Annotated in this window: 21 protein-coding genes and 2 tRNA genes; 3 read left to right on the top strand and 20 right to left on the bottom strand. The window is 57.7% G+C overall.

Annotation, left to right across the window (positions count from 1 at the left end; genetic code table 11):
- Positions 1–53: 53 nt before the first annotated feature.
- Positions 54–842 carry a 2-oxo-tetronate isomerase gene (otnI, locus tag ABD720_RS04820; RefSeq protein ID WP_344762100.1) on the top strand — a complete coding sequence of 263 codons (789 nt, stop codon included), beginning with the start codon at positions 54–56 and terminating at the stop codon, positions 840–842.
- Between the two features lie 31 nt (positions 843–873).
- Complete coding sequence (locus tag ABD720_RS04815) at positions 874–1,869, top strand: aldo/keto reductase (RefSeq protein WP_344762099.1); 996 nt, start codon at positions 874–876, stop codon at positions 1,867–1,869.
- Positions 1,870–1,902: 33 nt separating this feature from the next.
- Here the strand turns inward: ABD720_RS04815 and ABD720_RS04810 are convergent, their stop codons facing one another.
- The 16 genes from ABD720_RS04810 to ABD720_RS04735 all read right to left on the bottom strand — a co-directional run bounded on the left by ABD720_RS04810 (position 1,903) and on the right by ABD720_RS04735 (position 17,902).
- Positions 1,903–3,078 carry an acetyl-CoA C-acetyltransferase gene (locus ABD720_RS04810; RefSeq protein WP_344762098.1) on the bottom strand — a complete coding sequence of 392 codons (1,176 nt, stop codon included), beginning with the start codon at positions 3,076–3,078 and terminating at the stop codon, positions 1,903–1,905.
- A gap of 38 nt (positions 3,079–3,116) precedes the next feature.
- Positions 3,117–3,902, bottom strand: a complete 786-nt coding sequence (locus ABD720_RS04805; RefSeq protein ID WP_344762097.1) for an enoyl-CoA hydratase/isomerase family protein — start codon at positions 3,900–3,902, stop codon at positions 3,117–3,119.
- Between the two features lie 42 nt (positions 3,903–3,944).
- Positions 3,945–4,673: a TetR/AcrR family transcriptional regulator gene (locus tag ABD720_RS04800; protein ID WP_344762096.1), complete on the bottom strand. Its 729-nt coding sequence runs from the start codon at positions 4,671–4,673 to the stop codon at positions 3,945–3,947.
- 5 nt (positions 4,674–4,678) lie between these two features.
- Positions 4,679–6,493 carry an AMP-dependent synthetase/ligase gene (locus tag ABD720_RS04795; RefSeq protein WP_344762095.1) on the bottom strand — a complete coding sequence of 605 codons (1,815 nt, stop codon included), beginning with the start codon at positions 6,491–6,493 and terminating at the stop codon, positions 4,679–4,681.
- 1 nt (position 6,494) lies between these two features.
- Entirely contained in the window at positions 6,495–7,292 is a 798-nt protein-coding gene (locus tag ABD720_RS04790; protein WP_344762324.1) for an ABC transporter ATP-binding protein, read from the bottom strand.
- A 28-nt stretch (positions 7,293–7,320) separates the two neighbouring features.
- Positions 7,321–8,493 carry an ABC transporter substrate-binding protein gene (locus ABD720_RS04785; RefSeq protein ID WP_344762094.1) on the bottom strand — a complete coding sequence of 391 codons (1,173 nt, stop codon included), beginning with the start codon at positions 8,491–8,493 and terminating at the stop codon, positions 7,321–7,323.
- A 24-nt stretch (positions 8,494–8,517) separates the two neighbouring features.
- A complete protein-coding gene (locus ABD720_RS04780) occupies positions 8,518–9,558 on the bottom strand; it encodes a branched-chain amino acid ABC transporter permease (RefSeq protein WP_344762093.1) in 1,041 nt (346 codons plus the stop codon).
- The gene (locus ABD720_RS04775; protein WP_344762323.1) at positions 9,558–10,436 is read right to left on the bottom strand and encodes a branched-chain amino acid ABC transporter permease; all 879 of its coding nucleotides are present in this window, start codon (positions 10,434–10,436) and stop codon (positions 9,558–9,560) included. Before ABD720_RS04775 ends, ABD720_RS04780 begins: the two co-directional genes overlap by 1 nt.
- Before the next feature lie 2 nt (positions 10,437–10,438).
- The gene (locus ABD720_RS04770) at positions 10,439–11,272 is read right to left on the bottom strand and encodes an ABC transporter ATP-binding protein (protein WP_344762092.1); all 834 of its coding nucleotides are present in this window, start codon (positions 11,270–11,272) and stop codon (positions 10,439–10,441) included.
- A gap of 325 nt (positions 11,273–11,597) precedes the next feature.
- Positions 11,598–11,674: transfer RNA gene (locus ABD720_RS04765), tRNA-Arg, on the bottom strand.
- 174 nt (positions 11,675–11,848) lie between these two features.
- Positions 11,849–11,925 (bottom strand) — tRNA-Pro (locus tag ABD720_RS04760).
- A gap of 72 nt (positions 11,926–11,997) precedes the next feature.
- Entirely contained in the window at positions 11,998–12,693 is a 696-nt protein-coding gene (locus ABD720_RS04755; RefSeq protein WP_344762091.1) for a winged helix-turn-helix domain-containing protein, read from the bottom strand.
- A 277-nt stretch (positions 12,694–12,970) separates the two neighbouring features.
- A complete protein-coding gene (gene glmM, locus ABD720_RS04750; protein WP_344762090.1) occupies positions 12,971–14,305 on the bottom strand; it encodes a phosphoglucosamine mutase in 1,335 nt (444 codons plus the stop codon).
- A gap of 25 nt (positions 14,306–14,330) precedes the next feature.
- Positions 14,331–15,170, bottom strand: a complete 840-nt coding sequence (folP, locus tag ABD720_RS04745; RefSeq protein WP_344762089.1) for a dihydropteroate synthase — start codon at positions 15,168–15,170, stop codon at positions 14,331–14,333.
- Positions 15,171–15,235: 65 nt separating this feature from the next.
- The gene (gene ftsH / locus ABD720_RS04740) at positions 15,236–17,122 is read right to left on the bottom strand and encodes an ATP-dependent zinc metalloprotease FtsH (protein WP_344762088.1); all 1,887 of its coding nucleotides are present in this window, start codon (positions 17,120–17,122) and stop codon (positions 15,236–15,238) included.
- A 108-nt stretch (positions 17,123–17,230) separates the two neighbouring features.
- Positions 17,231–17,902, bottom strand: a complete 672-nt coding sequence (locus ABD720_RS04735) for an RlmE family RNA methyltransferase (protein ID WP_344762087.1) — start codon at positions 17,900–17,902, stop codon at positions 17,231–17,233.
- Positions 17,903–17,934: 32 nt separating this feature from the next.
- Between ABD720_RS04735 and ABD720_RS04730 the strand changes: the two genes are divergently transcribed.
- Entirely contained in the window at positions 17,935–18,408 is a 474-nt protein-coding gene (locus tag ABD720_RS04730; RefSeq protein WP_344762086.1) for a YhbY family RNA-binding protein, read from the top strand.
- An 86-nt stretch (positions 18,409–18,494) separates the two neighbouring features.
- Here the strand turns inward: ABD720_RS04730 and ABD720_RS04725 are convergent, their stop codons facing one another.
- The 4 genes from ABD720_RS04725 to carA all read right to left on the bottom strand — a co-directional run bounded on the left by ABD720_RS04725 (position 18,495) and on the right by carA (position 23,975).
- Positions 18,495–18,965 carry a DUF4149 domain-containing protein gene (locus ABD720_RS04725; protein ID WP_344762085.1) on the bottom strand — a complete coding sequence of 157 codons (471 nt, stop codon included), beginning with the start codon at positions 18,963–18,965 and terminating at the stop codon, positions 18,495–18,497.
- Positions 18,966–18,968: 3 nt separating this feature from the next.
- Positions 18,969–19,445, bottom strand: coding sequence for a transcription elongation factor GreA (gene greA, locus ABD720_RS04720; RefSeq protein ID WP_344762084.1), 477 nt, complete (start codon positions 19,443–19,445; stop codon positions 18,969–18,971).
- 109 nt (positions 19,446–19,554) lie between these two features.
- Entirely contained in the window at positions 19,555–22,785 is a 3,231-nt protein-coding gene (carB, locus tag ABD720_RS04715; RefSeq protein WP_344762083.1) for a carbamoyl-phosphate synthase large subunit, read from the bottom strand.
- Positions 22,785–23,975: a glutamine-hydrolyzing carbamoyl-phosphate synthase small subunit gene (gene carA / locus ABD720_RS04710; protein ID WP_344762082.1), complete on the bottom strand. Its 1,191-nt coding sequence runs from the start codon at positions 23,973–23,975 to the stop codon at positions 22,785–22,787. Before carA ends, carB begins: the two co-directional genes overlap by 1 nt.
- Positions 23,976–24,063: the final 88 nt, after the last annotated feature.

The raw sequence follows: 24,063 nt of genomic DNA, 5'->3' as shown, positions 1-24,063 counted from the left end.
ATCGATACATTCAAACCGACCTTCGGGCGCCATGCCCCATTCAGAGGATGACCATGCCAAAATTTGCAGCCAACCTGACGATGATGTTTAACGAAGTCGCTTTTCCACAGCGCTTTGCCGCGGCGGCAGCCGCGGGATTCAAGGCGGTCGAATTTCTTTTTCCCTACGATCACACGCCACAGGAAGTCGCTTCCTGGCTGTCCGAAAACAGCCTGGAAAACGTGCTGTTCAACCTGCCTCCTGGTAACTGGGCAGCCGGCGAACGCGGCATCGCCGCCCTGCCCGGCCGTGAAGAAGAATTCCGCGCCGGCGTTGCACGCGGCATCGAGTACGCACGCGCGCTCGGCACCAAACGGATACACATGATGGCCGGACTGGTACCTGCGGGCGCCGATCTGGCCGCGCATCGGGCGGTGTATCTGGCCAACCTGCGCCACGCCGCGCAGGAAGTCGGCATGCATGGTCTGATGCTGCTGATCGAACCGATCAACGGACGCGACATGCCCGGCTATTTCCTGACATCGCAAGCACAGGCACATGCACTGCGTGAAGAATCCGGTGCGGCCAACGTCAAGGTACAGATGGACTTCTACCATGCGCAAATCGTCGAAGGTGACCTGGCGACGACCTTCAAAAAACACATCGACGACATCGGCCACGTACAGATTGCCAGCGTCCCCAGCCGCAATGAACCGGACGATGGCGAAGTCAATTATCCGTACCTGTTCCGTCTGCTCGACGAACTCGGCTATGACGGCTGGATCGGTTGCGAGTACCGGCCACGCGGACGTACCGAAGACGGTCTGGGCTGGCTTGCGGACGCGATGCAATCGGCAAAGTGAATTGTCATAGTCCTCAACAAGGAGTCGCACCATGCATTACAAGAATCTGGGCAAGAGCAATCTGAAGGTTTCCGCACTGTGCCTCGGCACCATGATGTTTGGCGACCAGACCGAGTTCGACGAAGCCGAGCGCATCGTCGCATCGGCGCGCGAGCACGGCATCAATTTCATCGATACCGCCGATGTCTACATGCTGGGCCGTTCCGAAGAAATGGTCGGCAAGATACTGGCCAGCGACCGCCATGACTGGGTACTGGCGACCAAGCTCGGCAACCCGATGAGCAAGCAAACCAACCAGGGCCACTACTCGCGCAACTGGATACTGCGTGAAACCGAAGCCTCGCTCAAGCGCCTCGGCACCGATTTCGTCGACATCCTGTACCTGCACCGCGACTATCACGATGCCAATCTGGAAGAAGCCGTACGCGCACTGGGCGACCTGATTCGCGACGGCAAGATCCGCGCATTCGGCCTGTCCAATTTCCGCGGCTGGCGCATCGCCGAGGTCGTGCGCCTGTGCGAACAGACCGGCGTGCCGTTGCCGATCGTCTGCCAGCCGTACTACAACATGCTCAATCGCGGTCCGGAAGTCGAAATCCTGCCGGCCTGCGCGCATTACGGTATCGGCGTGGTGCCCTACAGCCCGATCGCCCGTGGCGTACTGACCGGCAAATACCTGCCCGGCCAGGCACCGGCGGAAGGCACGCGTGCCGGCCGTGGCGATACACGCATGATGAATACCGAATTCCGCGAGGAGTCACTGGTGATTGCCCAGCAGCTCAAGGAACGCAGCGATGCGCGTGGCATCACGCTGGGCCAATTTGCGACTGCCTGGGTGATGGCGAACAAGATCGTCAGTTCAGTGATCGCCGGGCCGCGTACGCTGGCGCAGCTGGAGGATTACTACCCGGCGATCGACGTCAACATCACGACAGAGGAAGAGGCCTACATCGATACGCTGATCCATCCGGGTCATACCTCGACACCGGGGTATACCGATCCGAACTATCCGTTTTTTGGACGGTAATCCAGCCAGCTAGTCGGACGCTCATCGAACGGATCAAAGCCGCTCGATAATCGTCACATTGGCCATGCCGCCACCTTCGCACATGGTTTGCAAACCATAACGTTTGCCGCGCTGTCGCAAGGCATGCAGCAACGTGGTCATCAGCTTGGTCCCGGAAGCGCCGAGCGGATGCCCCAGCGCAATCGCGCCGCCATGCACATTCAGGCGAGCCGGATCGGCGCCGGTGGCTTGCAGCCATGCCAGCGGCACCGGGGCGAAGGCTTCGTTGACCTCGAACAGATCGATGTCATCGATCTGCAAACCAGCCTTGCTTAGCGCCCGCAAGGTCGCGGGTATCGGCGCTTCGAGCATGATCACCGGATCGTGTCCGAGTACGCTGATGTGATGGATGCGGGCCAAGGGCGCAACGCCAAGTGCTTTCAGGCCACGCTCGTTGACGACCATCACGCCACTGGCCCCATCGCAGACCTGGCTGGCATTGGCGGCGCTGATCGAGCCTTCTTCAAACAGTAATTTCACGCCGCCGATACTCTCGGGCGTGGCGTCGAAACGGATGCCTTCGTCGACCAGATGCAGCTCGCCTGTTGCGCCAGCAGCTGTGCGAGCAGCGACGCCAACGATCTCGTCAGCGAAGCGCCCGTCACGCGTGGCACGAATCGCGCGCTGGTGGCTGTCGTACGCATAGCGGTCCTGCATCTCGCGCGACAGTCCGTATTTCTTTGCGATCATTTCGGCGCCGATGAACTGGCTGAAGTCCGGTCCCGGATAGCGTGCGCGGAGGGCATCGCTCATGTAGTACCCGAGGTCATTCTTGCGCGCCAGCTGACTCGGCATGTTCATCGGCACGCGCGTCATGCTTTCCACGCCGGCAGCAATGACGACATCCATCGTGCCCGACATCACGGCCTGCGCCGCAAAGTGCAACGCTTGCTGCGACGAGCCGCATTGGCGGTCGATCGAGGTGCCCGGGACCGACTCGGGCAGGCAGGATGCCAGCACCGCGTTGCGGCCCACATTGGTCGATTGTTCGCCAGCCTGACTGACGCAACCCATGATCACGTCATCGATCAGCGCCGGATCGATGCCACCGCGAGCCACCAGCGCATCGAGAATTTGCGCGGCCAGATCGACCGGATGCCAGCCGGACAAACGGCCCCCGCGACGGCCGCCCGCGGTGCGTGCTGCGGCGACGATATAGGCTTCTGCCATGGTGATGTCCTTTCGAGGAATGATTGTAAAAACCGAATTCAGTGACCGACAAACGTCGGACGTCGCTTGCTGAAAAATGCATCGAGCGCCTCGGCGAAATCCGCGGTCCCGGCGCTGTCACGAAAACTGTCGCGCTCCAGATCGAGCTGGCTCGATAGCGTGTTGTCGAGCGACTGGCGCAGCAGACGCTTCATGCGGCCGATTGCTTGCGTCGGACCATCGCCGAGGCGCTGCGCCAGCGCGGTCGTGGCCGACGCCAGCTCGGCTGCCGGCACGATCCGGTTCAGCAAACCGAGTCGCAACGCCTCGGCTGCATCGAAAGTGTCGCCCAGCAGCGCGATGGCCATCGCGTTGCGCAGTCCGACCAGGCGCGGCAAATGCCACGAACCGGACAGGTCGCAACTGGCCGCGACGTTGACATAGGCCAGGTTGAAGCGCGTGTCATCGGCGGCAATCGCCAGGTCGCACGCCATCGCCAGGCTGAGGCTGCCACCCGCCACGGTGCCGTGCAGGCAGGCGATGACCGGCGCGTTCATCGATGTCAGCAACCGGATCGATGCATGCAACGGTGCGATCAGCGTCATCGCCGTGGCAGCCGAATCGGTGCGCAGCGACGACAGATCGCCACCGACGCCGAAGACCTTGCCGGCGCCTTTGAGCACCACCGCACGCACGCTCTCGTCGGCGGCCAGTTCGGTACAGCACGCCAGCAAGGCCTGTGCGGTGGGAATGTCCAGCGCGTTCATGCTGCCCGGGCGGTTCAGGATCAGCGTGGCGATGGCGCCGTCACGTTGCAGGATGACGAGCGGCTCGGATGGTTGCATGGTGGTTCCTGGTTGGCTGGGTTGATCGGCTTGAATGCGTCACTAAATCGGTTCTGCTTTTTTCTTGCGCGTTGCAACCACGGGCGTCTTGCCGGTCGCCCGGGTCGTCTTTGTCACCGCGCTGCCGTTCGCTGCCACCGGCTTCCTGCTCAGTCCCGCAGTCAGCAAATGGATCATCTGATCCGCGATCGCGGTCGGCGACTCGGGTCCATCCGGCCGATACCAGCGCCCGATCCAGCTCAACGCACCGGCAATCGCAAAAGCCGCCAGCCGGGGATCGCATTCGATCATCGAGCCTTCGGCGATGCCCTGCCGGATCAGTTCGCGGAACTCGCGGTCGATGCCGCCTTTGATGCGACGCAATGCCTTGCGGCTCTCGGGCGGCAACGGATCTTCACCGACCCGGATCACGCACATGCCAAAGTCCATCGTGGTGATTTCGGCGTATTGCCGCATGGCCGCAACCAGCTTGTCGTGCGCGCTGCCGCCGGACAGACCGGCAACGCGGATGGCTTCCTGCATCATCTCCAGTCCGCGGCTGACGCACTGAAACAGGATGTCGTCCTTGTTCTTGATGTAGTAATACAGCGTCGGCTTGGTGATGTGCAGTCGCTCGGCCACCTGATCGAGCGAGGTCGCGTGAAAGCCCTTTTCGTTGAACAGCTGCGCAGCGGTATGCAGCACCGCTGCGCGTTTGACTTCACGTTCCTGGTCGAGGTCGCGTTTCTTGCTCCATGGCGAGGATGTCGGTGGCACAGGTTTGATGGCCATGATGTTCAGCGATACATCGCGTCGATGTCACCGGCGTACGTCCTGGTGATGCTGCTGCGCCGCACTTTCATGGTGGCGGTGACTTCACCGTCGTCGTGGTCCAGCTCCTTGGTCAGCAAATGGAATTTACGGATTTGCGAGACCTGCGCCAGACGCGCATTACCGATGTCGATCTCGGCCTGTACCAGGTCACGCACCTCGGGCGCGTCGATCAGCGACCGGTAATGCGTGAACGCCATGTTGCGCGCTTCGGCCCATTGCGCGACCGCGTCGTAGTCGATCTGGATCAGCGCGGCGACGTATTTGCGGGCATCGGCGATGACGATGCATTCCTTGATGAAGTGGCTGGACTTCATGGTGTTTTCGATTTCGGATGGCGTGAGGTTTTTGCCGCCGGCAGTGATCATGATGTCTTTCAGGCGATCGACGATCTTCAGCCCGCCCTCGCCGGCACTGACCACATCGCCCGTATGCAGCCAGCCGTCGATGATGGTCGATGCAGTGGCCTCCGGGTTCTTGTAATAACCCTGGAACACCACGGCACCGCGGATCTGCAATTCACCCTGCGCCGACAGCCGATGCTCGACGCCGATGATGGGCAAGCCGACCCGGCCGATATACACATCATCGAGGCGCTGCCCGAGCACCATCCCGCTCGATTCTGTCATGCCGTACACCTCCACCAGCGGCACCCCCAGCGTCCGGAAAAACTGCACGATCACCGGTGAAATCGGTGCCGCGCCGGTCAGCGCTATCTTTGCCCGGCGCAGCCCGATGAAGTTCTGCAGTGCCCGGAAAATCAGCAGGTAGTAAATGGAAAATGCGAGCTGCTGCATCGGGTTGCGCTGGTGCGCTGCTTTTTCGGCGAACGGTGCGCAGGTGCGCATGCCGGTGGCGAACAGCCAGCGCCGAATGGCACCCGACTCATGCATCTTGATCGAAATGGCGGAGTGCAATTTTTCCCAGATGCGCGGCACGCCGAGGAACATCGACGGCCCGACTTCGCGCAGGTCCTCCTGGACGGTACGGATCGATTCGCCAAAGTCGACCCGCGAGCCCAGGTACAGCGGTACGAACGCGGTCAGCATCTGCTCGGCGACGTGGCACAGCGGCAGGTACGACAAATGGGTCGTTCGGTTGTTCAGGTTCAGCCGTTCGGCAGCGCCTTCGGCCATGGCGGCGATATTGGCGTAACTGATCATTGCGCCCTTGGGCTTGCCGGTGGAACCGGAGGTGTAGATCAGCAGCGCGGTGTCGTCCAGTTGCTGGGCATCGAGACAGGTATCGACCAGACGGGGATGCAGCTGGCCGTGTTGCACGCCCGCTTCCTCCAGCGCACGGAAACTCATGACGCGCTGCAGATCGAGGACGCGGGTTTCTTCGAAACCCTTCTTTTCGAGCACGATGATTTTTTTCAGTAGCGGCAACTGGTCGATCACGGCCAGTACCTTGTCGGCCTGTTCCTGATCTTCGCAAATGATGACTTCGGCATCGGCGTGGTTAAGCACATAGGCAATCTCGTTCGACGGACTGGTCGAATACACGCCCACCGTAATCGCCCCGACCAGACCGGCCCCGAGCTGCGACAGTACCCACTCAATCCGGTTCTCGGACAGGATCGCGATGTGCGCACCCGGCCCGAGTCCCAGCGCCCTGAACCCGAGTCCGACATGGCAGGCGCGACGGTAGTAGGCAGCCCACGATACCGGTTGCCAGATACCGAATTTCTTTTGCCGGATGGCCAGTGCATCAGGACGGCGTTGCGCGTGCAGGCGCAGCATTTGCGCCTGCGTCAGTGTGTAGTTGGGGATGTCATTCATGTCAGGACAGCCAGCGCTTGCGGCGCTTGTAATGTTTCAATTCGCGGAAACCCTTGGTGCCACCCTCGGCGCCGATGCCCAGATAAAACTCGCGCACATCAGGATCGGTAGCCAGCTTTTCTGCCGTGCCATCGATGACGACTTTGCCGGTCTCCATGATGTAACCGTAATCCGCCACGGCCAACGCGACCGAGGCATTCTGCTCGACCACCAGCATCGAGACACCGCGTTCGGCATTGATCCGGGCGATGATCTCGAAGATGGTTTCCACCAGTACCGGCGACAAGCCCAGCGAGGGTTCATCAAGCAGAATCAATGTCGGTTGTGCGATCAGAGCACGACCGATGGCCAGCATTTGCTGCTCGCCACCGGAGAGGTAACCGGCCAGCCCGGTACGCCGTTCGAACAGGCGCGGAAAATACTCGTACACCAGATCGAACGCCGGCTTTACCGCGCCCCGGCCGGACAGCGCATAGGTCGCGGCCACCAGGTTTTCTTCAACGGTCAGGTCTTCGAACACCCGCCGTCCTTCCATCACGTGAAACAGGCCGGCACGCACCAGCTCGTGCGGTTCGCTGTGACTGATGTCGTGCCCGTCAAAGCGCACTTCACCCCGGGTCATGGCACCATCTTCCAGCGCCAGCAAACGCGACACGGCTTTAAGCATGGTCGACTTGCCGGCACCGTTACTGCCGAGCAGCGCAACGATTTTGCCGCGCGGCACCGCCAGCGACAGGCCGCGCAGGACCTGCACGGTCTTGTTGTAGACCACCTCGATATTGTTGACTTCGAGGACCATGTCGGGGCGAGTGGTCACAATGGATTCCTTATTGTTCCAGCGTGATCCAGTCGGACACCGGCAGCATTTTTTTCTGCTTCATGTCGGCCTTGTAGATGCGTCCGACCGGAATCGAATTGCCCTTGATCGTGATCGGTGTGCCGATCAGGCCGCCGGTGTCGAAGTTGCTGATGGAGTTGAGTGCGGCCTTCATGTTCTTGCCATCGAGCGGCTTGCCGGCATCCAGCGTGCGCTTGACTGCTTCGGTCATCAGCATCGCCGACAGGAAGCCCTGCGTGTAGGCTGTGCTCTGGTAGTCGGGGCGCATCTGGCGGATTTTATCCAGCATCGGCGACTTGCCCTCGGTGTCGTAGTAGTAGCGGTACGGCATGACGCCCATGAAGCCATCGGCGCTGTCGCCCATTTTCATGACGGTCGAGTTATCCATGCTCCAGAACGTTCCCATGAACGCAGTCTTCATGCCGAGCGCCTTGGACTGGCTGATGAACTCGGGTATCGGCGCGAGGACATAGCCATGAAAAATCGTGTAGTCCGGATCGGCGCGACGCAGCTTGATGACTTCCGACGAGACATCGACACTGCCCGGTGCGGTGACGATTTCGGTGACCAGGTTCAGGCCGAGCTTTTTGATGCTGGCACGTGCGGCGTCGATCGGGTCCCTGCCGAATTCGGTATCGGAATAGACGATGGCGACTTTTGCGCCCGGCTTGGTTTTGGCGATGTAGTTGAGCAGGATGCCGACCATTTCACTGTAGTCGGGACCAACCATGAATTGCAGCGGATATTTTTTCGGATCGTTGAGTTCCTTGCCAAACGAGGCGCCGGTCATCAGCATCGCGCCCGAGCGTTCGAGTTCGGGATTGACGGTCTTCGAGAATCCGGTCGAGTCGGCGTAGTACAGGTTGACCTTGTTCTGGCTGGTAATTTTTTTGAAGGCCGCCATGGAGGCATCGACCTTGTAGCCGGTATCTTCCGGCACGTAGCGCATCTTGCGGCCCTTGATGCCACCGGCATCATTGACGATTTTCAGGTAATCCTTGATGCCGGCATCAATGCCGATACCAGCGAAGGCGAATACGCCGGTGAGCGGGATGGAGCCACCGAGCACGATGTCTTCCTGCGCCCAGGCCGCTGACGACGCGGCCAGCACGCTGGTAACGGCCAATGAGGTGATCCAGTTTTTCAAGTGAATGCGCAACATGTTGTCTCCATTTTTTTATGATTGCTATGTCCGGAACGGCCATAGATGAAACAGACGGCGGATGCGACGCCAGATCTCCGCCAGACCATGCGGCTCGAAGATCAGGAACAGCACGATCATCGAACCAAAAACTATCGTGCGCACCGGCGACAGCACCAGCGTCGCGTTGTCGCCGAGCGGTAACCAGCCGACGATCAGCTTGAGCAATTCAGGGACCAGCGTCATGAAAATCGCGCCGAAAATACTGCCGCTGATGGTGCCCATGCCACCGACGATGACGGCCGCAAGAAAGAAGATCGACATCAGCAGCGGAAAGCTTTCCGGTGTGACGACGCGAAAGAAATACGCAAACAGGCCACCGGCGACGCCGGCATAAAACGACGAAATGGCGAACGACATCAGCTTGTAGGGCATCAGCGGAATGCCGAGCACGGCGGCCGAAATATCGCGGTCACGAATTGCAATGAAGGCACGACCGATCCGGGTGCGAAACAGATTGGCCGCGCCGAATACCATGAGGATCATGACGGGCATGATGACCCAGTACAAACGAAACGAGGTATCGAGCTCGAAGCTGAACAGCCGTGCGGGCGGCACCGTCATGCCGCCACTGCCACCGGTGATACCGGCCCAGTGCGAGAACGCAAAATGCGTCATGAATCCGGCGGCGATCGTGGCAATTGCCAGGTACAGGCCTTTGACCCGCAGCGAAGGCAGTCCGACCAGGATACCGCCCAGCATCGCCACGAACCCGCCGGCCAGCAGATTCAACAGAAACGGCGAGCCGTACCGCACCTGCAGGATGGCAACCGTGTAAGCGCCGAGTCCCATGAATGCTGCCTGGCCGAGGCTGACCAGACCGGTGTAGCCAGTGAGCAAATTGAGGCCGGTGGTGCTGACGATATTCAGGCCAACCAGACAGGCCAGGTACAGCCAATATTCATTGGCCATGAACGGAAATCCGGCCAGCGCCAGCAGCAGCGCGCCGAACCACGCCCGCTGCGGCACGCTGTCGAACAGCGCCTGATCGGCCAGATAACTTTGTTTCGCGGAGCCGATGCGCATTACAGCCTCTCTATGTCATGGGTGCCGAACAAGCCATACGGCCGGATCAGCAATATCAGCACCAGCAGGCTGAAGGTGGCGAGCAACTTGTATTCACCACCGAGATAGGTGCCGGTCCATGCCTCGATCAGTCCGATCATCAAACCGCCGACCAGTGCGCCCAGCACGCTGTCGAGCCCGCCAAAGATCACCACCACCAGCACCGACAAACCGAACACGCCCATCGACGACGAGATGCCCCCTATCGTCCCGACCACGATACCGGCGACGCCGGCAATGACTGCCGCCAGCGACCACGACAACGAAAACACGCGCGGTACATTGATCCCCATCGAGTAGGCCGCACCCTGGTCGGACGCCGTGGCGCGCAGCGCGACGCCGCCGCGCCAGAATCGAAATATCAGCAGGACAACGACGATCAGCACGACCGCCACCCAGAAGCCGTAGAAGATTTTAGGTGCGAGGAATGCTTCACCAATCCGGATCGGTTTGGTCGGCAGGAATTCGGGCAAGCGACGCTGGTCCGCCGTCCAGATCAGCTCGACCAGGCCGACCAGAATTGACGACAGCCCGACCGTCACCATGAACGAGGAAATCGGCGATTCACCGAGCATGGGCCGAATGATGGTGCGTTCGACCACCGCACCGACAACGCCCATCGACAACAGCGCCGCCGGAATCGCGATCCACAACGGCAAACCCATGCCGGCCGAAAAAGCAAAGAACAGATAGGCGCCGATCATCAGCATGTCGCCGATGGCGAGGTTCACCACGCGGGTGGCTTTGTAGATGATGACGAAGGCCAGTGCGGTGAGCGCATACAGGCCGCCGGTACCGAGTCCGGCGAGAGAAATCTCGAAGAAAAAAAGCCAGTCGATATTCATGCGGCGCTCCGCGCGCGCGCCATCGCTGCATCCTTGTAACGGGCGCGCAATGCCATCACGTCACCGGAGCCGAGATAGGCTTTGATCACCTCGGGATTGGCTTGCACCTCGGCTGGTTTCCCGTCCGCGATGACCTGACCGAAGTTGAGGACGATGACATGGTCAGACAAATCCATCACCATACCCATGTCATGCTCGACCATCAGGATGGTGACACCCCACTCGCGTCGCACTTCGAGTATGAAGCGCGCCATGTCTTCGGTTTCTTCACGGTTCATGCCGGCGACCGGTTCATCGAGCAACAGGATTTTTGGCTTCATGGCCAGCGCACGGGCCAGTTCCACCCGCTTTTGCAAGCCATACGAGAGTGACGCGACAGGCGCTTTGCGGATGTGATCGATCTCAAGAAAATCGATGATGCGCTCTTCGATTTCCTGCCGCAGCGCCTCTTCTTCGCGCCGCGCTGAACGGGTATAAAACAAGGCAGACAGGGGACCGGTTTTGAGGTGGCAATGGCGACCGAGCTTGATGTTGTCCAGTACGCTCATGCCGCGAAATAGCGCAATATTCTGGAAGCTGCGTGCCATGCCTAGCGCGGCACGCCGAGGTGGCTTGACGCCAGCCAGGCTTTGCTCACAGAAACGGATATCGCCGGAAGCTGGCGTGTAGAAACCTGAGATGGTGTTGAATACGGAGGTTTTACCGGCGCCGTTGGGCCCGATGACCGAAGTGATCGAACCTTCCTCGACAGAAAAGCTGACGTCATTCAACGCCTTCACACCGCCGAACGCGAGCGTGACCCCGCGGACTTCCAGAATGGACTGTGCCATTGGCTTCACTGCCGTCTCCTTCGTTTTTTATCGTCAGCGCATCGAGGCGCTGCTTCTGGCGTTCACTTTTTATCGTTCAGTGATACTTGCCAGTAACCTTGAAATTATCTTTATTTACATTAACTTGCAAGGACTTTGTTAATCTGCCGCGAATGCGCATCAGCCGTTATCGAAGGCGCGTTGACATCGGAGATCGAGCGTCACCGGCAGGTATCCCGCCAGTCGATTCGGCAGAACCAACTCTGCATTTCGGCCCTGACATGCAGACGTGTGGTGTCAGTGAAAAGTGTGTGGAGTGCCGAGCTATCGGCGAATGAAGAGTGACTGGTCTGCCCTACTGGAATCGAACCAGTAACCTATGCCTTAGAAGGGCATTGCTCTATCCAGTTGAGCTAAGGGCAGATAAGCGGAATAAAATGGTTGGCTGCAAGTCGTTGCAACGAAAACCAGCGGGGCTGGATAGTCAATACGGAGCACCGCAAAGAACTGATTTGTACTGACAAGCTAGCTGCGAAACCCAACTTATCGCAAAACGAAAAAAAGCGGGTTGTCTTTCGACAACCCGCTTTACTTTTCTGGTCGGAGTACAAGGATTCGAACCTTGGACCCCCTGGTCCCAAACCAGGTGCGCTACCGGGCTGCGCTACACTCCGATAGACAGAATCATAGCGGGCGTAGCCATTTTCGTCAATGACCGGGCCGCTTAAACTTGCAGATCGCCGTATTCATTCTGACGAGGCATCCAGCATATATCCGACACTGCGCACAGTCTTGATGTAGTTGGCGGCGGGCCCAAGCGATTTGCGCAATCGCATGATGTGAACATCGACAGTGCGCTCATCGAGATACGCCTCATCGCCCCATACCTTGTCGAGCAACTGCGAGCGTGAAAAAACGCGTTCGGGATGGGCAACCAGAAACTGCAGAAGCCGGAATTCGGCCTGATCAAGTTTGATCGGCTGGTCAGCAACCGCCACCTGATGGCGCTTCACGTCGATCGTGATGAGGCCGCAGCAATCTGCAGAACGTGCAGCATCGCTCTTATTGCGACGCAAGAGGGCATGAATGCGGGCGACGAGTTCTCGTGGGGAAAACGGCTTGGTAATGAAATCGTCGGCGCCGGCATTGAGCCCACGTACCTTGTCTTCGTCCATGCCGTTGGCAGTCAGCATGATCACCGGCAGCACGGCCAGTCGCTCTGTCTTGCGCCACTCCTTCAAGAGCGTCAGGCCGGACCCATCGGGCAGCATCCAGTCAAGCAGAACGACCTCGGGCAATTCGTCGGCCACAGCGAGTTGGGCACTCTGTACCGTCATCGCACTTCTGGATGAAAAGCCTGCATCGGACAGTGTGAATTGCACCAGTTCCGCGATACCGGGCTCGTCTTCAACGATCAGGACTTGATACGAGGGTTTGGGCATTTTTGCGGGCGGCGTAGTCTGTTAGTCGATTGCTCGCAAGTGTAATCGAGGATGGTGCGGGTACGGCTGAAAGGTTGCTTGATTTGCAGGCAGGAGCGGAATCGGTGTCTGTTAATGATGGTCCGGACTGGCGCGAACCATGGCTCCAAAGCGCAATCGACGGCCCCCGAATTTTTACTGAAAGAAGAACGAAAGCTCGCGAAATTAACTTGCGTGCAATTGCATCGTGCGCAAGCTGTTGGCGGTGTCACACCGACAACAGCTTGCGCTGACTGGCTCAGGCGGAAGTTGCCTTGTTAGCGATTCGACGCGCCATCTTTTCTGCCAATTCGGCAGTTTTTGCTTCAACCATCACACGGATCAATGGCTCGGTGCCGGAGGCCCTTATCAAAACCCGACCGGCATCACCCAGTTCAGCTTCGACCATTTCTTTTTCCGACACCATGGCCAGATTGGTGGTCCAGTTGAAACCAGGATCGACACGGACGTTGATCAGGGATTGTGGATACATCGTGATGTCGTCGGTACATTGCGCCAGGGTCTTGCCGCTGCGCTTGAGCGCAGACAGGACCTGCAATGCAGAGACAATGCCGTCACCGGTCGTGTGCTTGTCCAGGAACAGCAAATGACCGGAGCCTTCACCACCGAGAGTCCAGCCACGTTCCTGCAGCACTTCCAGCACGTAACGGTCTCCGACCTTGGCCCGCGCGAAACCGACCCCCAGCTTTTTGAATGCGACCTCAAGTGCCATGTTGGTCATCAACGTACCGACCGCGCCGGGCACGGTCTGTGTCGTCATCCGGTCCTTGACCATGATGTATAACAGCTCATCCCCATTGAATATTCGACCGTCCGCATCGACCATCACCAGCCTGTCGGCATCTCCGTCAAGGGCGATACCGAGATCTGCCTTGTTGGCCTGGACAGCACGGGCCAATGCAGCTGGCGCGGTCGCGCCCACATCGTCATTGATGTTGACCCCGTTGGGCTGATTGCCGATCGCAATCACTTCTGCGCCGAGTTCGTGAAACACGTGGGGCGCAACGTGGTAAGCCGCGCCATGAGCGCAGTCAACAACGATGGTCAGGCCCCGCAAATCCAGCTCGTTTGGAAAGGTACTTTTGCAAAACTCGATATATCGACCTTGAGCGTCATCCAGACGATGTGCTTTGCCGAGCTTTTCAGACACCACACACCCGATCGGCAGCTCCAGCTGCGCTTCAATTTCCAGCTCTACCGCGTCAGGCAGCTTGTTGCCCTGGGAAGAGAAGAACTTGATGCCATTGTCGTGAAACGGATTGTGCGATGCAGAGATGACGACGCCAGCGGCCAGCCGCAGTGCACGCGTCAGATAGGCAACCGCAGGTGTCGGCATCGGTCCCGCCAGCATCACATCCACGCCAGCCGCGGCAAAGCCAGCTTCCAGTGCAGCCTCAAGCATGTAGCCAGAAATCCGGGTGTCCTTGCCAATCAGCACCGTCGGCTTGCCGGTTGCTGTAGCGGTCAGCACTTTTCCGGCGGCATAGCCGAGCCGCATGACAAACTCCGGCGTAATAGGCGTGACACCCACCCTGCCCCTGATACCATCCGTTCCAAAATATTTTCGCGACATTGAGAACCCTTGTTGTGATTGTTTATTATATTGCCGCGCGCCAGACTTTCAGTGCATCAATCGTTTCCGGAACATCATGAACACGCAAAATTGCAGCGCCATTCGCCGTTGCAGCAATTGCCGCTGCGATGCTTCCGGCGAGCCTGCGGTCGACTGTTTTTCCAGTGATGTCACCAATCATGGACTTGCGCGACAGGCCTGCCAGCAAAGGCAGCTCCGCGGCAGCAGCTATCGACCGGAGATTTTTCAGTAAGGCGATGTTGTGCTCCAGTGTTTTACCAAAACCAAAACCGGGATCGATACACAGCCTCGCACGCGCCACGCCACAGGCGTCGAGTTCACTGATCCGTTCCAGCAAAAATTGATTTACTTCTTTAACAACATCCTGATACGCCGGACGCCTTTGCATCGACTGCGGATCGGTGCTCATGTGCATGATACAAAGCGCACAATCACTGTGCTTGATGGCAATCAATGCTTCGGGCTGGCGAAAACCGGAGACGTCGTTAATCATGTCGGCACCGGCGGCCAGAGCTTCGATCATCACGCGCGGTTTGTAGGTGTCGATGGATAGCGGCTTGCCACAATCGCGCAGCGCAAACACCACCGGCAAAACACGTCGCAACTCCTCTTCCAGCGACAAAGGCACGGCACCCGGACGGGTCGATTCTCCACCGATGTCGATGATGTCGACACCCGCATCGATCATTTCTTCAGCGCGTGACAGCGCTGACTCCAGCGAATGAAACCGCCCTCCATCGGAAAAAGAATCGGGCGTGACATTCAGGATACCCATGACCAAGGGCGCCACGCCAGCCGCTATTGGCAGCCGATACCGGCCGCACTGCAAGTGAGTTGGATTCATTGGATTCAGAAAAATAAAAAGGGGCGAGAATTTCGTCTCGCCCCTCGAACAAACAGGATAACTAATTAGGCAGGTGCGGTCGCAGTAGGTGTTACGCCGCCTGAACTGCTATCGGAATTTTTACGCTTCGGCGGTATGCCCGCTTTCGGCAAACGTGGTTCCAGCCCTTCCATGATGTCGTTAATTTGATCTGCGTCGATGGTTTCCCAGTCAAGCAAGGTCTTTGCCATCATTTCCACCTTCTCGCGATTCTCTTCCAGCAGGCGACGAGACAACGCGTACTGGCCATCAAGAATGCTGCGGATTTCCAGATCCACTTTTTGCTGCGTCGCTTCGGAAACCGTCTTCGCAGACGAACGACCGAAATAGGCATCTTGCTCGGTGTCTTCGTAGACCATCGTGCCAAGGCTCTCCGACATGCCATAGCGAGTCACCATTGCGCGGGCAAGTTTGGTGGCACGCTCGAAGTCATTCGAAGCGCCTGTCGACATTTGATGCATGAAGATCTCTTCGGCGATGCGACCGCCAAACAGGATGGCAATCTCTTCGAGCATTTTGTCCTTGTACAAATTCACTCGGTCATGTTCCGGCAGTTGCCATGTCAGGCCCAGGGCAAAGCCCCGCGGCATAATCGTGACCTTGTGCACCGGATCGGCTTTCGGCAACAGTTTGGCAACAACTGCATGGCCCGACTCATGGAACGCCGTATTGCGGCGCTCTTCCTCGCGCATCACTGCTGACTTGCGCTCAGGACCCATGACGATCTTGTCCTTGGCATCCTCGAAGTCCTGCATCTCCACCAGACGTTTGTTGCGACGGGCTGCGAACAATGCTGCCTCATTGATCAGGTTCGCCAGGTCGGCACCAGAGAAACCTGGTGTACCGCGAGCGAGAATGTCTGCTTTGACATCGGGAGCAATCGGTACCTTGCGCATGTGAACGTAAAGAATTTGCTCGCGACCACGGATGTCGGGCAGGCCCACCACAACCTGACGGTCAAAGCGGCCCGGACGCAACAGCGCCTTGTCGAGCACGTCGGCACGGTTGGTTGCTGCAATCACGATCACACCGGCATTCGCTTCGAAACCATCCATCTCGACCAGCAACTGGTTCAAGGTCTGTTCGCGCTCGTCGTTACCACCGCCCATACCGGCGCCGCGATGACGGCCTACCGCATCAATTTCGTCGATAAAAATGATGCAAGGCGATTGCTTTTTGGCGTTTTCGAACATGTCACGCACACGGGATGCACCCACGCCGACAAACATTTCGACAAAGTCGGATCCGGAAATCGTAAAGAAAGGAACCTTCGCTTCGCCCGCAATGGCACGGGCCAGCAGGGTCTTACCAGTTCCTGGCGGACCCACCATCAGGACACCTCGGGGCATACGGCCTCCAAGTTTCTGAAATTTGGTCGGGTCACGCAGGAAGTCAACCAGCTCCTGCACTTCGTCTTTGGCCTCGTCGCAACCCGCCACATCGGCAAACGTCACCGCGTTCGCGGTTTCGTCGAGCATCTTCGCCTTCGATTTACCGAAAGAAAATGCACCGCCCTTGCCACCGCCCTGCATTTGCCGCATGAAAAATACCCATACGCCAATCAGTAACAACATCGGGAACCAGGAGATGAATATCTGGGACAGGAACGATTGCTCTTCTGGCTGCTTGACATCGAACTTGACGCCGTTGTTGACCAGATCACCAATCAGGCCACGATCAAGATAGGTAATTGCCGTCTTGATCTTTTTGCCATCGGTCGTCGTCGCAAGCAAAGTACGATCTTCGATCGTGGCTTCCTTGATGCGCTTGGCTTTTACTTCATCCAGAAAATCGGAGTAGGGCACGGACGTCGCGCCGCCCGACAGGCCACGGCTGTCGAACTGCTTGAACACCATGAAGAGAACCATGGCAATGACTACCCAAATGGCAGCCTTGGAAAACATATTATTCACTAGAACTCCTTGGACGCGCGTAGCGCCATATGCCTGATGTGCAAACCTGATTTTACTCGTATTAAAGAGTGCATGCTGAGCATGACATTGGGCTAAAGATCGTTGAAATCAAGAGTCCGACAAGACTTTTTGCAACGATATCGGATTTTTCACGCCTCGACCAAGCAAGAATATCTCGGAAGATTTATCTTTGCTTGCTTTCGGTTTCTTTGGCGACACGGTTTTGAATTCGTCACGAAACTTTTCGACGATCTGACTATATCCGGAACCATTAAAACATTTGACGAGCAAAGCGCCGGAAGGTTTCAGATGGCCTTGCGCAAATTCTACCGCCAGGTCGATGATGTGCTCCATGCGTGCCGCATCGGCACTGGCGATGCCTGACAGGTTGGGTGCCATGTCGGACAGCACCAGATCCACTTTACGACCCGCCAGAATCACCTCCAGCTGTCGCAATATCTTGTGGTCGCGAAAGTCGCCAAGGATGAAGTGCACGTCCGCAATCGGATCCATCTGCAGCATGTCCAGCCCGATGATCGTGCCTTCAATACCACCGCCGACCTTGCCAGACAATTTATTGCGGACATATTGCGACCAGCTTCCCGGGGTAGAACCAAGGTCGACGATCACCTGACCGGGCTTGATCAGCTTTTCGTTCTCATCGATTTCCTTGAGCTTGTACACGGCGCGGGCACGGTAACCCTCTTTTTGCGCCAGCTTGACGTAAGGATCATTGATGTGATCGTGCAGCCAGTTTTTGTTTAATTTGTTCTTTGCCATTCGCGTAGAATACTGCTTTTAAGGGATTTTTAATGTTGAAACTCACACCATCGGAGCGCAGTGCGCTTCGTGCCGAAGCGCATGCGCTGAACCCGATCGTCATTATCGGTGAGGCGGGACTGACTGAACCGGTCCTCAAGGAAATTGACAACGGCCTTGATGCACATGGTTTGATCAAGGTCCGCGTATTTGGCGATGATCGCGAAGCGCGCATCGGCATGTATGAGACTATTTGCGACAGACTCGGCGCCGCACCCGTACAGCATATCGGGAAACTCCTGGTTGTGTATCGCGAGAAGAAGGAAACTGTCAAAGAACTTCGCAGCGACAAGAAGGGCCGCGGCATGCGCGAGGTAACGATCGTCAAGCCTAGCCCGAGCGGCACCAAACGACCTTCCGTTACCAAAGTGATGGTCAAGGGCAATGAGCGGGTTACACAAGGCGGCTCCATCAAGCGAGCCAAGCCGCGCCAGACCAGCGCAAAGAAGTCCTCACTGGGTCAATAATTACCTCGGTTCATTCAATGCGACCTCGTGTTGCATTGAATACCACCCGATTCCGTCACTGCTCAATCCCGCCTCACCGATATTTGCTACTTCGTTTCCGAAAGCGCACCGGATTGATCGTTCCTGAAAATCAGGAACACGCCCAACACACTCTGGATCATGTAAAACACGCTTGCCGCGCCATGCAGCATACCGAACTGGCTTTTCGCGTCGCCGGACAGCACGCCATCGGGTGCGGCTTCGCGCAGTGAGGCCATCATCGGCTGCAGACCAAAATAACCAATCAGCGTACATGCCAGCATTGCAACGACAAGCCGAAACATCCACTTGCGCACTCTGCCCTGCGCCACCGTGGTGGCCATCAGAATCAGCAACGACAGCGCCATGAACACGGACAGCCACGCTTCTATCCGAAACAGCTTGCCCGCCACCATGCCCGCCAGCACCCGATCGTTCAACGTCGCGAACAAGGTCGGGGCAACCAGGTAGCCGATAGTCCACAAGCTGCCCACCCAAAGGACTATCAACAGCAATCGAATGCGCGGAGCTATGTTCATGAATTAAATGTAACGTACTTCCAGCACTTCATATTCGCGGATGCCGGCAGGCGCCTGGACGCCCACAACGTCACCGGCAAATTTGCCGATCAGTGCACGCGCGATCGGTGATGTGATCGAGACCTTCAGCTCTTTCAGGTCCGCTTCATCGGTGCCGACGATCTGGTAAGTCACCTTGTCACCCGACTCCAGGTCTTCCAGATGGACCGTCGATCCGAAAACGATACGGCCATCGGCTTCCAGCGTCAGCGGATCGATGATCTGTGCAGAGCCGAGCTTGCCTTCGAGGTCGGCGATACGGCCTTCAATAAAACTCTGGCGTTCCTTGGCAGCATCGTATTCTGCGTTTTCGGACAAGTCGCCCTGCGCGCGCGCCTCGGAAATGGCATTGATAATGGATGGACGTTCTTTGGTTTTGAGGCGGTGCAGCTCTTCTTTCAGAAGTTGCGCGCCATGTTTGGTGATCGGTACAGTACTCATAAGTCTCTTTTAATCAGATTAAAAACTACAGAGGTCACAGAGGGTGCCTGGAAAACCGGACACCCTCTGTGACCTCTGCAATTGTAGTTGGTACGATAAATCGACAGGCCTAGTGTAAGGATTTATGCAGGCCCTGTAAATCATAGACATGCAACTGATCCAGATGCGCCATCCCCGCGACGGCAGCTTCGGCGCCGGCAATCGTCGTGTAGGTCGTGACCCGGGCTGCCAGTGCCGAGGTACGAATTGCCCGCGAATCCGTGATCGCATTGCGCTTTTCTTCCACGGTGTTGATGACCAGCGCGATCTCGTTATTCTTGATCATGTCGACGACATGCGGGCGGCCTTCCACGACCTTGTTGACGGTCGTCACCGCGATACCCGCTTCACGAATCGCCGCTGCGGTACCTTTGGTCGCGACCACCGAGAACCCAATGTCGACCAGCGCGCGCGCAACCTTCACGGCACGTGGCTTGTCGCCACCCTTGACGCTCAGGAATACCTGACCCGATGTCGGCAACTTCACGCCGGCACCCAGTTGCGATTTCACGAAGGCTTCGCCGAAGGTCTTGCCAACGCCCATGACTTCACCGGTGGATTTCATTTCCGGCCCAAGGATGGTATCGACGCCCGGAAATTTCACGAACGGGAAGACGGCTTCCTTGACGCTGAAATAGCCCGGCACGACTTCGTCAAAAATTCCCTGGCTATCGAGCGATTGCCCAACCATGCAACGCGCAGCGATCTTGGCGAGCTGCAAGCCGGTGGCTTTCGAGACGAACGGCACAGTACGCGATGCACGCGGATTGACTTCCAGCACGAAGACCACATCCTGCATCGCGCCGTCGATTTCCTGCTGCTGAATCGCAAACTGTACATTCATCAGACCAACGACATTGAGCCCTTTGGCCATCAGCGAAGTCTGGCGTTTGATTTCATCGATGGTCGCTTGCGACAATGAATACGGCGGCAGAGAACAGGCCGAATCGCCCGAATGCACGCCAGCCTGTTCGATGTGTTCCATCACGCCGCCGATGAAGGTGCGCGTGCCATCGGACAGGCAATCGACATCGACCTCGATTGCGTCGTTCAGGAAGCGATCGAGCAACACCGGCGAATCATGCGACACCTTGACTGCCTCGCGCATGTAGCGTTCCAGATCGCGCTGTTCATGCACGATTTCCATGGCGCGGCCACCCAGCACGTACGATGGGCGGACCACCAGCGGATAACCAATTTCCTGCGCCAGACGCAAGGCATCTTCTTCGGTGCGGGCAGTGCGATTAGGCGGCTGACGCAGGTCTAGATCTTTCAGCAATTGCGAAAAACGCTCGCGGTCTTCGGCCGCATCGATCATGTCTGGTGATGTGCCGACGATCGGTACGCCGTTCGCCTCAAGGTCCAGCGCAAGCTTCAGCGGCGTCTGACCGCCGTATTGCACGATGACGCCGTAGGGCTTTTCCTTGTCGACGATTTCCAGCACGTCTTCCAGTGTCAACGGCTCGAAGTACAGGCGGTCCGAGGTGTCGTAGTCGGTCGACACGGTTTCCGGATTGCAGTTGACCATGATGGTTTCATAGCCGTCTTCGCGCATCGCGAGCGCGGCGTGAACGCAGCAATAGTCGAATTCGATGCCCTGACCAATGCGGTTGGGTCCGCCGCCCAGCACCATGATTTTTTTCTTGTTGGTGGGCGCCGATTCGCATTCTTCTTCGTACGTCGAATACATGTAGGCAGTATCGGTCGAAAATTCACCGGCGCAGGTATCGACGCGTTTGTAGACCGGACGGATATTGAGTGCATGGCGTTTTTCGCGGACGATTTTATCTGTCGTCTTGAGCAACTTGGCGAGGCGCCGATCCGCGAAACCTTTTTGCTTGAGCTTGAACAGCGTGTCCTTGTCGAGGTCATCCAGTGATTTGGTCTCAAGCCACAGCTCAAGATCAACAATCTCTTTGATCTGGATCAGGAACCACGGATCAATGTGCGTGAGGTCATGCACTTCTTCCATCGTGAAACCCTGGGCGAAAGCATCACCCACATACCAGATCCGGTCCGGACCCGGCTCGCCGAGCTCTTCTTCGATGGTCTCGCGATCGGTGGTTTTTTCATTCATGCCATCGACGCCGACTTCCAGTCCGCGCAGGGCTTTCTGGAATGATTCCTGGAAGGTGCGACCAATGGCCATGACTTCGCCGACCGATTTCATTTGCGTGGTCAGATGGTCGTCGGCTTGCGGGAATTTTTCAAACGCAAAACGCGGAATCTTGGTGACAACATAATCGATGCTCGGTTCGAACGAGGCCGGCGTAGCGCCACCGGTAATTTCGTTGCGTAACTCGTCGAGCGTAAAACCAACCGCGAGCTTGGCAGCGATTTTGGCGATCGGGAAACCGGTCGCTTTTGAGGCCAGTGCCGATGAACGCGACACGCGTGGATTCATTTCAATGACGATCATCCTGCCATCTGCAGGATTGATCGAGAACTGCACATTCGAGCCGCCAGTATCCACGCCGATTTCACGCAACACCGCAAGCGACGCGTTACGCATGACCTGGTATTCCTTGTCGGTCAGAGTCTGCGCTGGCGCGACCGTGATCGAATCGCCGGTATGCACACCCATTGGATCGAGGTTTTCGATCGAACAGACGATGATGCAGTTGTCGGCCTTGTCGCGCACGACTTCCATTTCGAATTCTTTCCAGCCGAGCAGCGATTCTTCAATCAGCAATTCGGTGGTCGGCGAGGCTTCGAGGCCGCGTTTGCAGATGGTTTCGAATTCTTCGGAGTTGTACGCAATACCGCCGCCGCTGCCGCCCATCGTGAACGATGGCCGGATGATGGTCGGAAAGCCTAGTGTCTTTTGCACGACCCATGCTTCATCAATCGAATGCGCCACGCCGGAACGGGCCGAGCCCAGGCCGATGCGCGTCATTGCTTCTTTGAACTTGGAACGGTCTTCGGCCATGTCGATGGCTTCTGGTGAGGCGCCGATCAGCTCGCAATTGTATTTGGTCAGCACACCATTGTGATGCAGGTCGAGTGCGCAATTGAGCGCGGTCTGACCGCCCATCGTTGGCAGGATCGCATCCGGGCGCTCCTTGGCAATGATGCTCTCGACGACTTGCCACGTGATCGGCTCGATGTAGGTCACATCGGCCATTTCAGGGTCGGTCATGATGGTCGCCGGATTGCTGTTGACCAGGATTACGCGATAGCCTTCTTCACGCAGTGCCTTGCAAGCCTGTGCGCCGGAGTAATCGAATTCACAGGCCTGGCCGATAATGATCGGACCAGCGCCGATGATCAGGATGGTTTTGATGTCAGTACGCTTTGCCATTATTCTTTTTCCATTCCTGCGGTTCTTGCCGTGCCTGATTGATTCCGGACGCCGGTCATCAACTCGATGAAGCGGTCGAACAGGGGTGCAATGTCATGCGGGCCGGGCGATGCTTCGGGATGCCCCTGGAAGCAGAAAGCCGGTTTGTCGGTACGTGCGAAACCTTGCAGCGAGCCATCGAACAGTGACACGTGGGTGACGCGGCAATTGGCAGGCAGGGATTCAGGGTCGACGGCAAAACCGTGGTTTTGCGACGTGATCATGACCTGGCCGGAATCGACATCCTGCACAGGATGGTTGGCACCGTGGTGGCCGAATTTCATTTTCAGGGTTTTTGCGCCGGATGCCAGCGCCATGATCTGGTGACCAAGGCAGATACCGAAGGTCGGAATGCCCCGATCGATCAATTCACGCGCGGCAGCGATTGCGTAGTCGCACGGCTCGGGATCGCCGGGACCGTTCGACAGGAAAACGCCGTCCGGAGCGAGCGCCAGCACGTCGGCAGCAGACGCCTGCGCCGGCAACACGGTGACCTTGCAGCCACGTTGCGCCAGCATGCGCAGAATATTGAATTTGACTCCGTAGTCAAACGCCACGACATGGAAGTCCGGTGCAGTTTGCTTGCCATAACCGCGGCCCAGCTTCCACTCGGTCTCGGTCCACTCGTATGCCGTTGGCGTGGAGACGACCTTGGCAAGATCCATCCCTGCCAGTCCCGTGAAGGATTTGGCCAACGCCAGCGCCTGCTCGGCAGTGACATCGACGCCGGCGACGATCGCACCGCTCTGGGCACCCTTTTCACGCAGGATGCGGGTCAGCTTGCGGGTATCGATGCCAGCAATCGCGACCACGTTTTCCTGCTTGAGGTAATCGGCCAGGGTCTGGGTAGAGCGAAAATTGGAGGTCATCAACGGCAGGTCGCGAATGATCAGGCCGGCTGCGTGCACCTTGAAGGATTCGATATCTTCGGCATTGATGCCGGTATTGCCAATATGCGGGTAAGTCAGTGTGACGATCTGGCGGCTGTAGCTTGGGTCAGTCAGGATTTCCTGGTAACCGGTCATGGCCGTGTTGAACACGACTTCACCGATAGTGGTGCCGGCAGCGCCGATCGAAAATCCCTGAAATATCGACCCGTCTGCAAGCGCCAGGATGGCTGGGACTGAGGGGCCAGTAAAGAATGGCGGCAAGGGGTAACTCCTGATGTGGTTACCGCCGCGCTATGCCTGAAAAATGACCGCGCGCGTCTTTCCGCAGCATGTGGCGCGGATAAATTTG

This window comes from Actimicrobium antarcticum, assembly GCF_039536745.1.
Classification (GTDB): domain Bacteria; phylum Pseudomonadota; class Gammaproteobacteria; order Burkholderiales; family Burkholderiaceae_D; genus Actimicrobium; species Actimicrobium antarcticum.
The sequence above is the reverse complement of the archived record's forward strand: the minus strand, read 5'-3'. Positions and strand labels throughout refer to the sequence as shown.

Excerpts from the sequence above, each read along its gene's own strand:
- otnI (WP_344762100.1), top strand. The coding sequence starts at position 54 with ATGCCAAAATTTGCAGCCAACCTGACGATGATGTTTAACGAAGTCGCT.
- ABD720_RS04815 (WP_344762099.1), top strand. The coding sequence starts at position 874 with ATGCATTACAAGAATCTGGGCAAGAGCAATCTGAAGGTTTCCGCACTG.
- ABD720_RS04810 (WP_344762098.1), bottom strand. The coding sequence starts at position 3,078 with ATGGCAGAAGCCTATATCGTCGCCGCAGCACGCACCGCGGGCGGCCGT.
- ABD720_RS04805 (WP_344762097.1), bottom strand. The coding sequence starts at position 3,902 with ATGCAACCATCCGAGCCGCTCGTCATCCTGCAACGTGACGGCGCCATC.
- ABD720_RS04800 (WP_344762096.1), bottom strand. The coding sequence starts at position 4,673 with ATGGCCATCAAACCTGTGCCACCGACATCCTCGCCATGGAGCAAGAAA.
- ABD720_RS04795 (WP_344762095.1), bottom strand. The coding sequence starts at position 6,493 with ATGAATGACATCCCCAACTACACACTGACGCAGGCGCAAATGCTGCGC.
- ABD720_RS04790 (WP_344762324.1), bottom strand. The coding sequence starts at position 7,292 with ATGGTCCTCGAAGTCAACAATATCGAGGTGGTCTACAACAAGACCGTG.
- ABD720_RS04785 (WP_344762094.1), bottom strand. The coding sequence starts at position 8,493 with ATGTTGCGCATTCACTTGAAAAACTGGATCACCTCATTGGCCGTTACC.
- ABD720_RS04780 (WP_344762093.1), bottom strand. The coding sequence starts at position 9,558 with ATGCGCATCGGCTCCGCGAAACAAAGTTATCTGGCCGATCAGGCGCTG.
- ABD720_RS04770 (WP_344762092.1), bottom strand. The coding sequence starts at position 11,272 with ATGGCACAGTCCATTCTGGAAGTCCGCGGGGTCACGCTCGCGTTCGGC.
- ABD720_RS04755 (WP_344762091.1), bottom strand. The coding sequence starts at position 12,693 with ATGCCCAAACCCTCGTATCAAGTCCTGATCGTTGAAGACGAGCCCGGT.
- glmM (WP_344762090.1), bottom strand. The coding sequence starts at position 14,305 with ATGTCGCGAAAATATTTTGGAACGGATGGTATCAGGGGCAGGGTGGGT.
- folP (WP_344762089.1), bottom strand. The coding sequence starts at position 15,170 with ATGAATCCAACTCACTTGCAGTGCGGCCGGTATCGGCTGCCAATAGCG.
- ABD720_RS04735 (WP_344762087.1), bottom strand. The coding sequence starts at position 17,902 with ATGGCAAAGAACAAATTAAACAAAAACTGGCTGCACGATCACATCAAT.
- ABD720_RS04730 (WP_344762086.1), top strand. The coding sequence starts at position 17,935 with ATGTTGAAACTCACACCATCGGAGCGCAGTGCGCTTCGTGCCGAAGCG.
- ABD720_RS04725 (WP_344762085.1), bottom strand. The coding sequence starts at position 18,965 with ATGAACATAGCTCCGCGCATTCGATTGCTGTTGATAGTCCTTTGGGTG.
- greA (WP_344762084.1), bottom strand. The coding sequence starts at position 19,445 with ATGAGTACTGTACCGATCACCAAACATGGCGCGCAACTTCTGAAAGAA.
- carB (WP_344762083.1), bottom strand. The coding sequence starts at position 22,785 with ATGGCAAAGCGTACTGACATCAAAACCATCCTGATCATCGGCGCTGGT.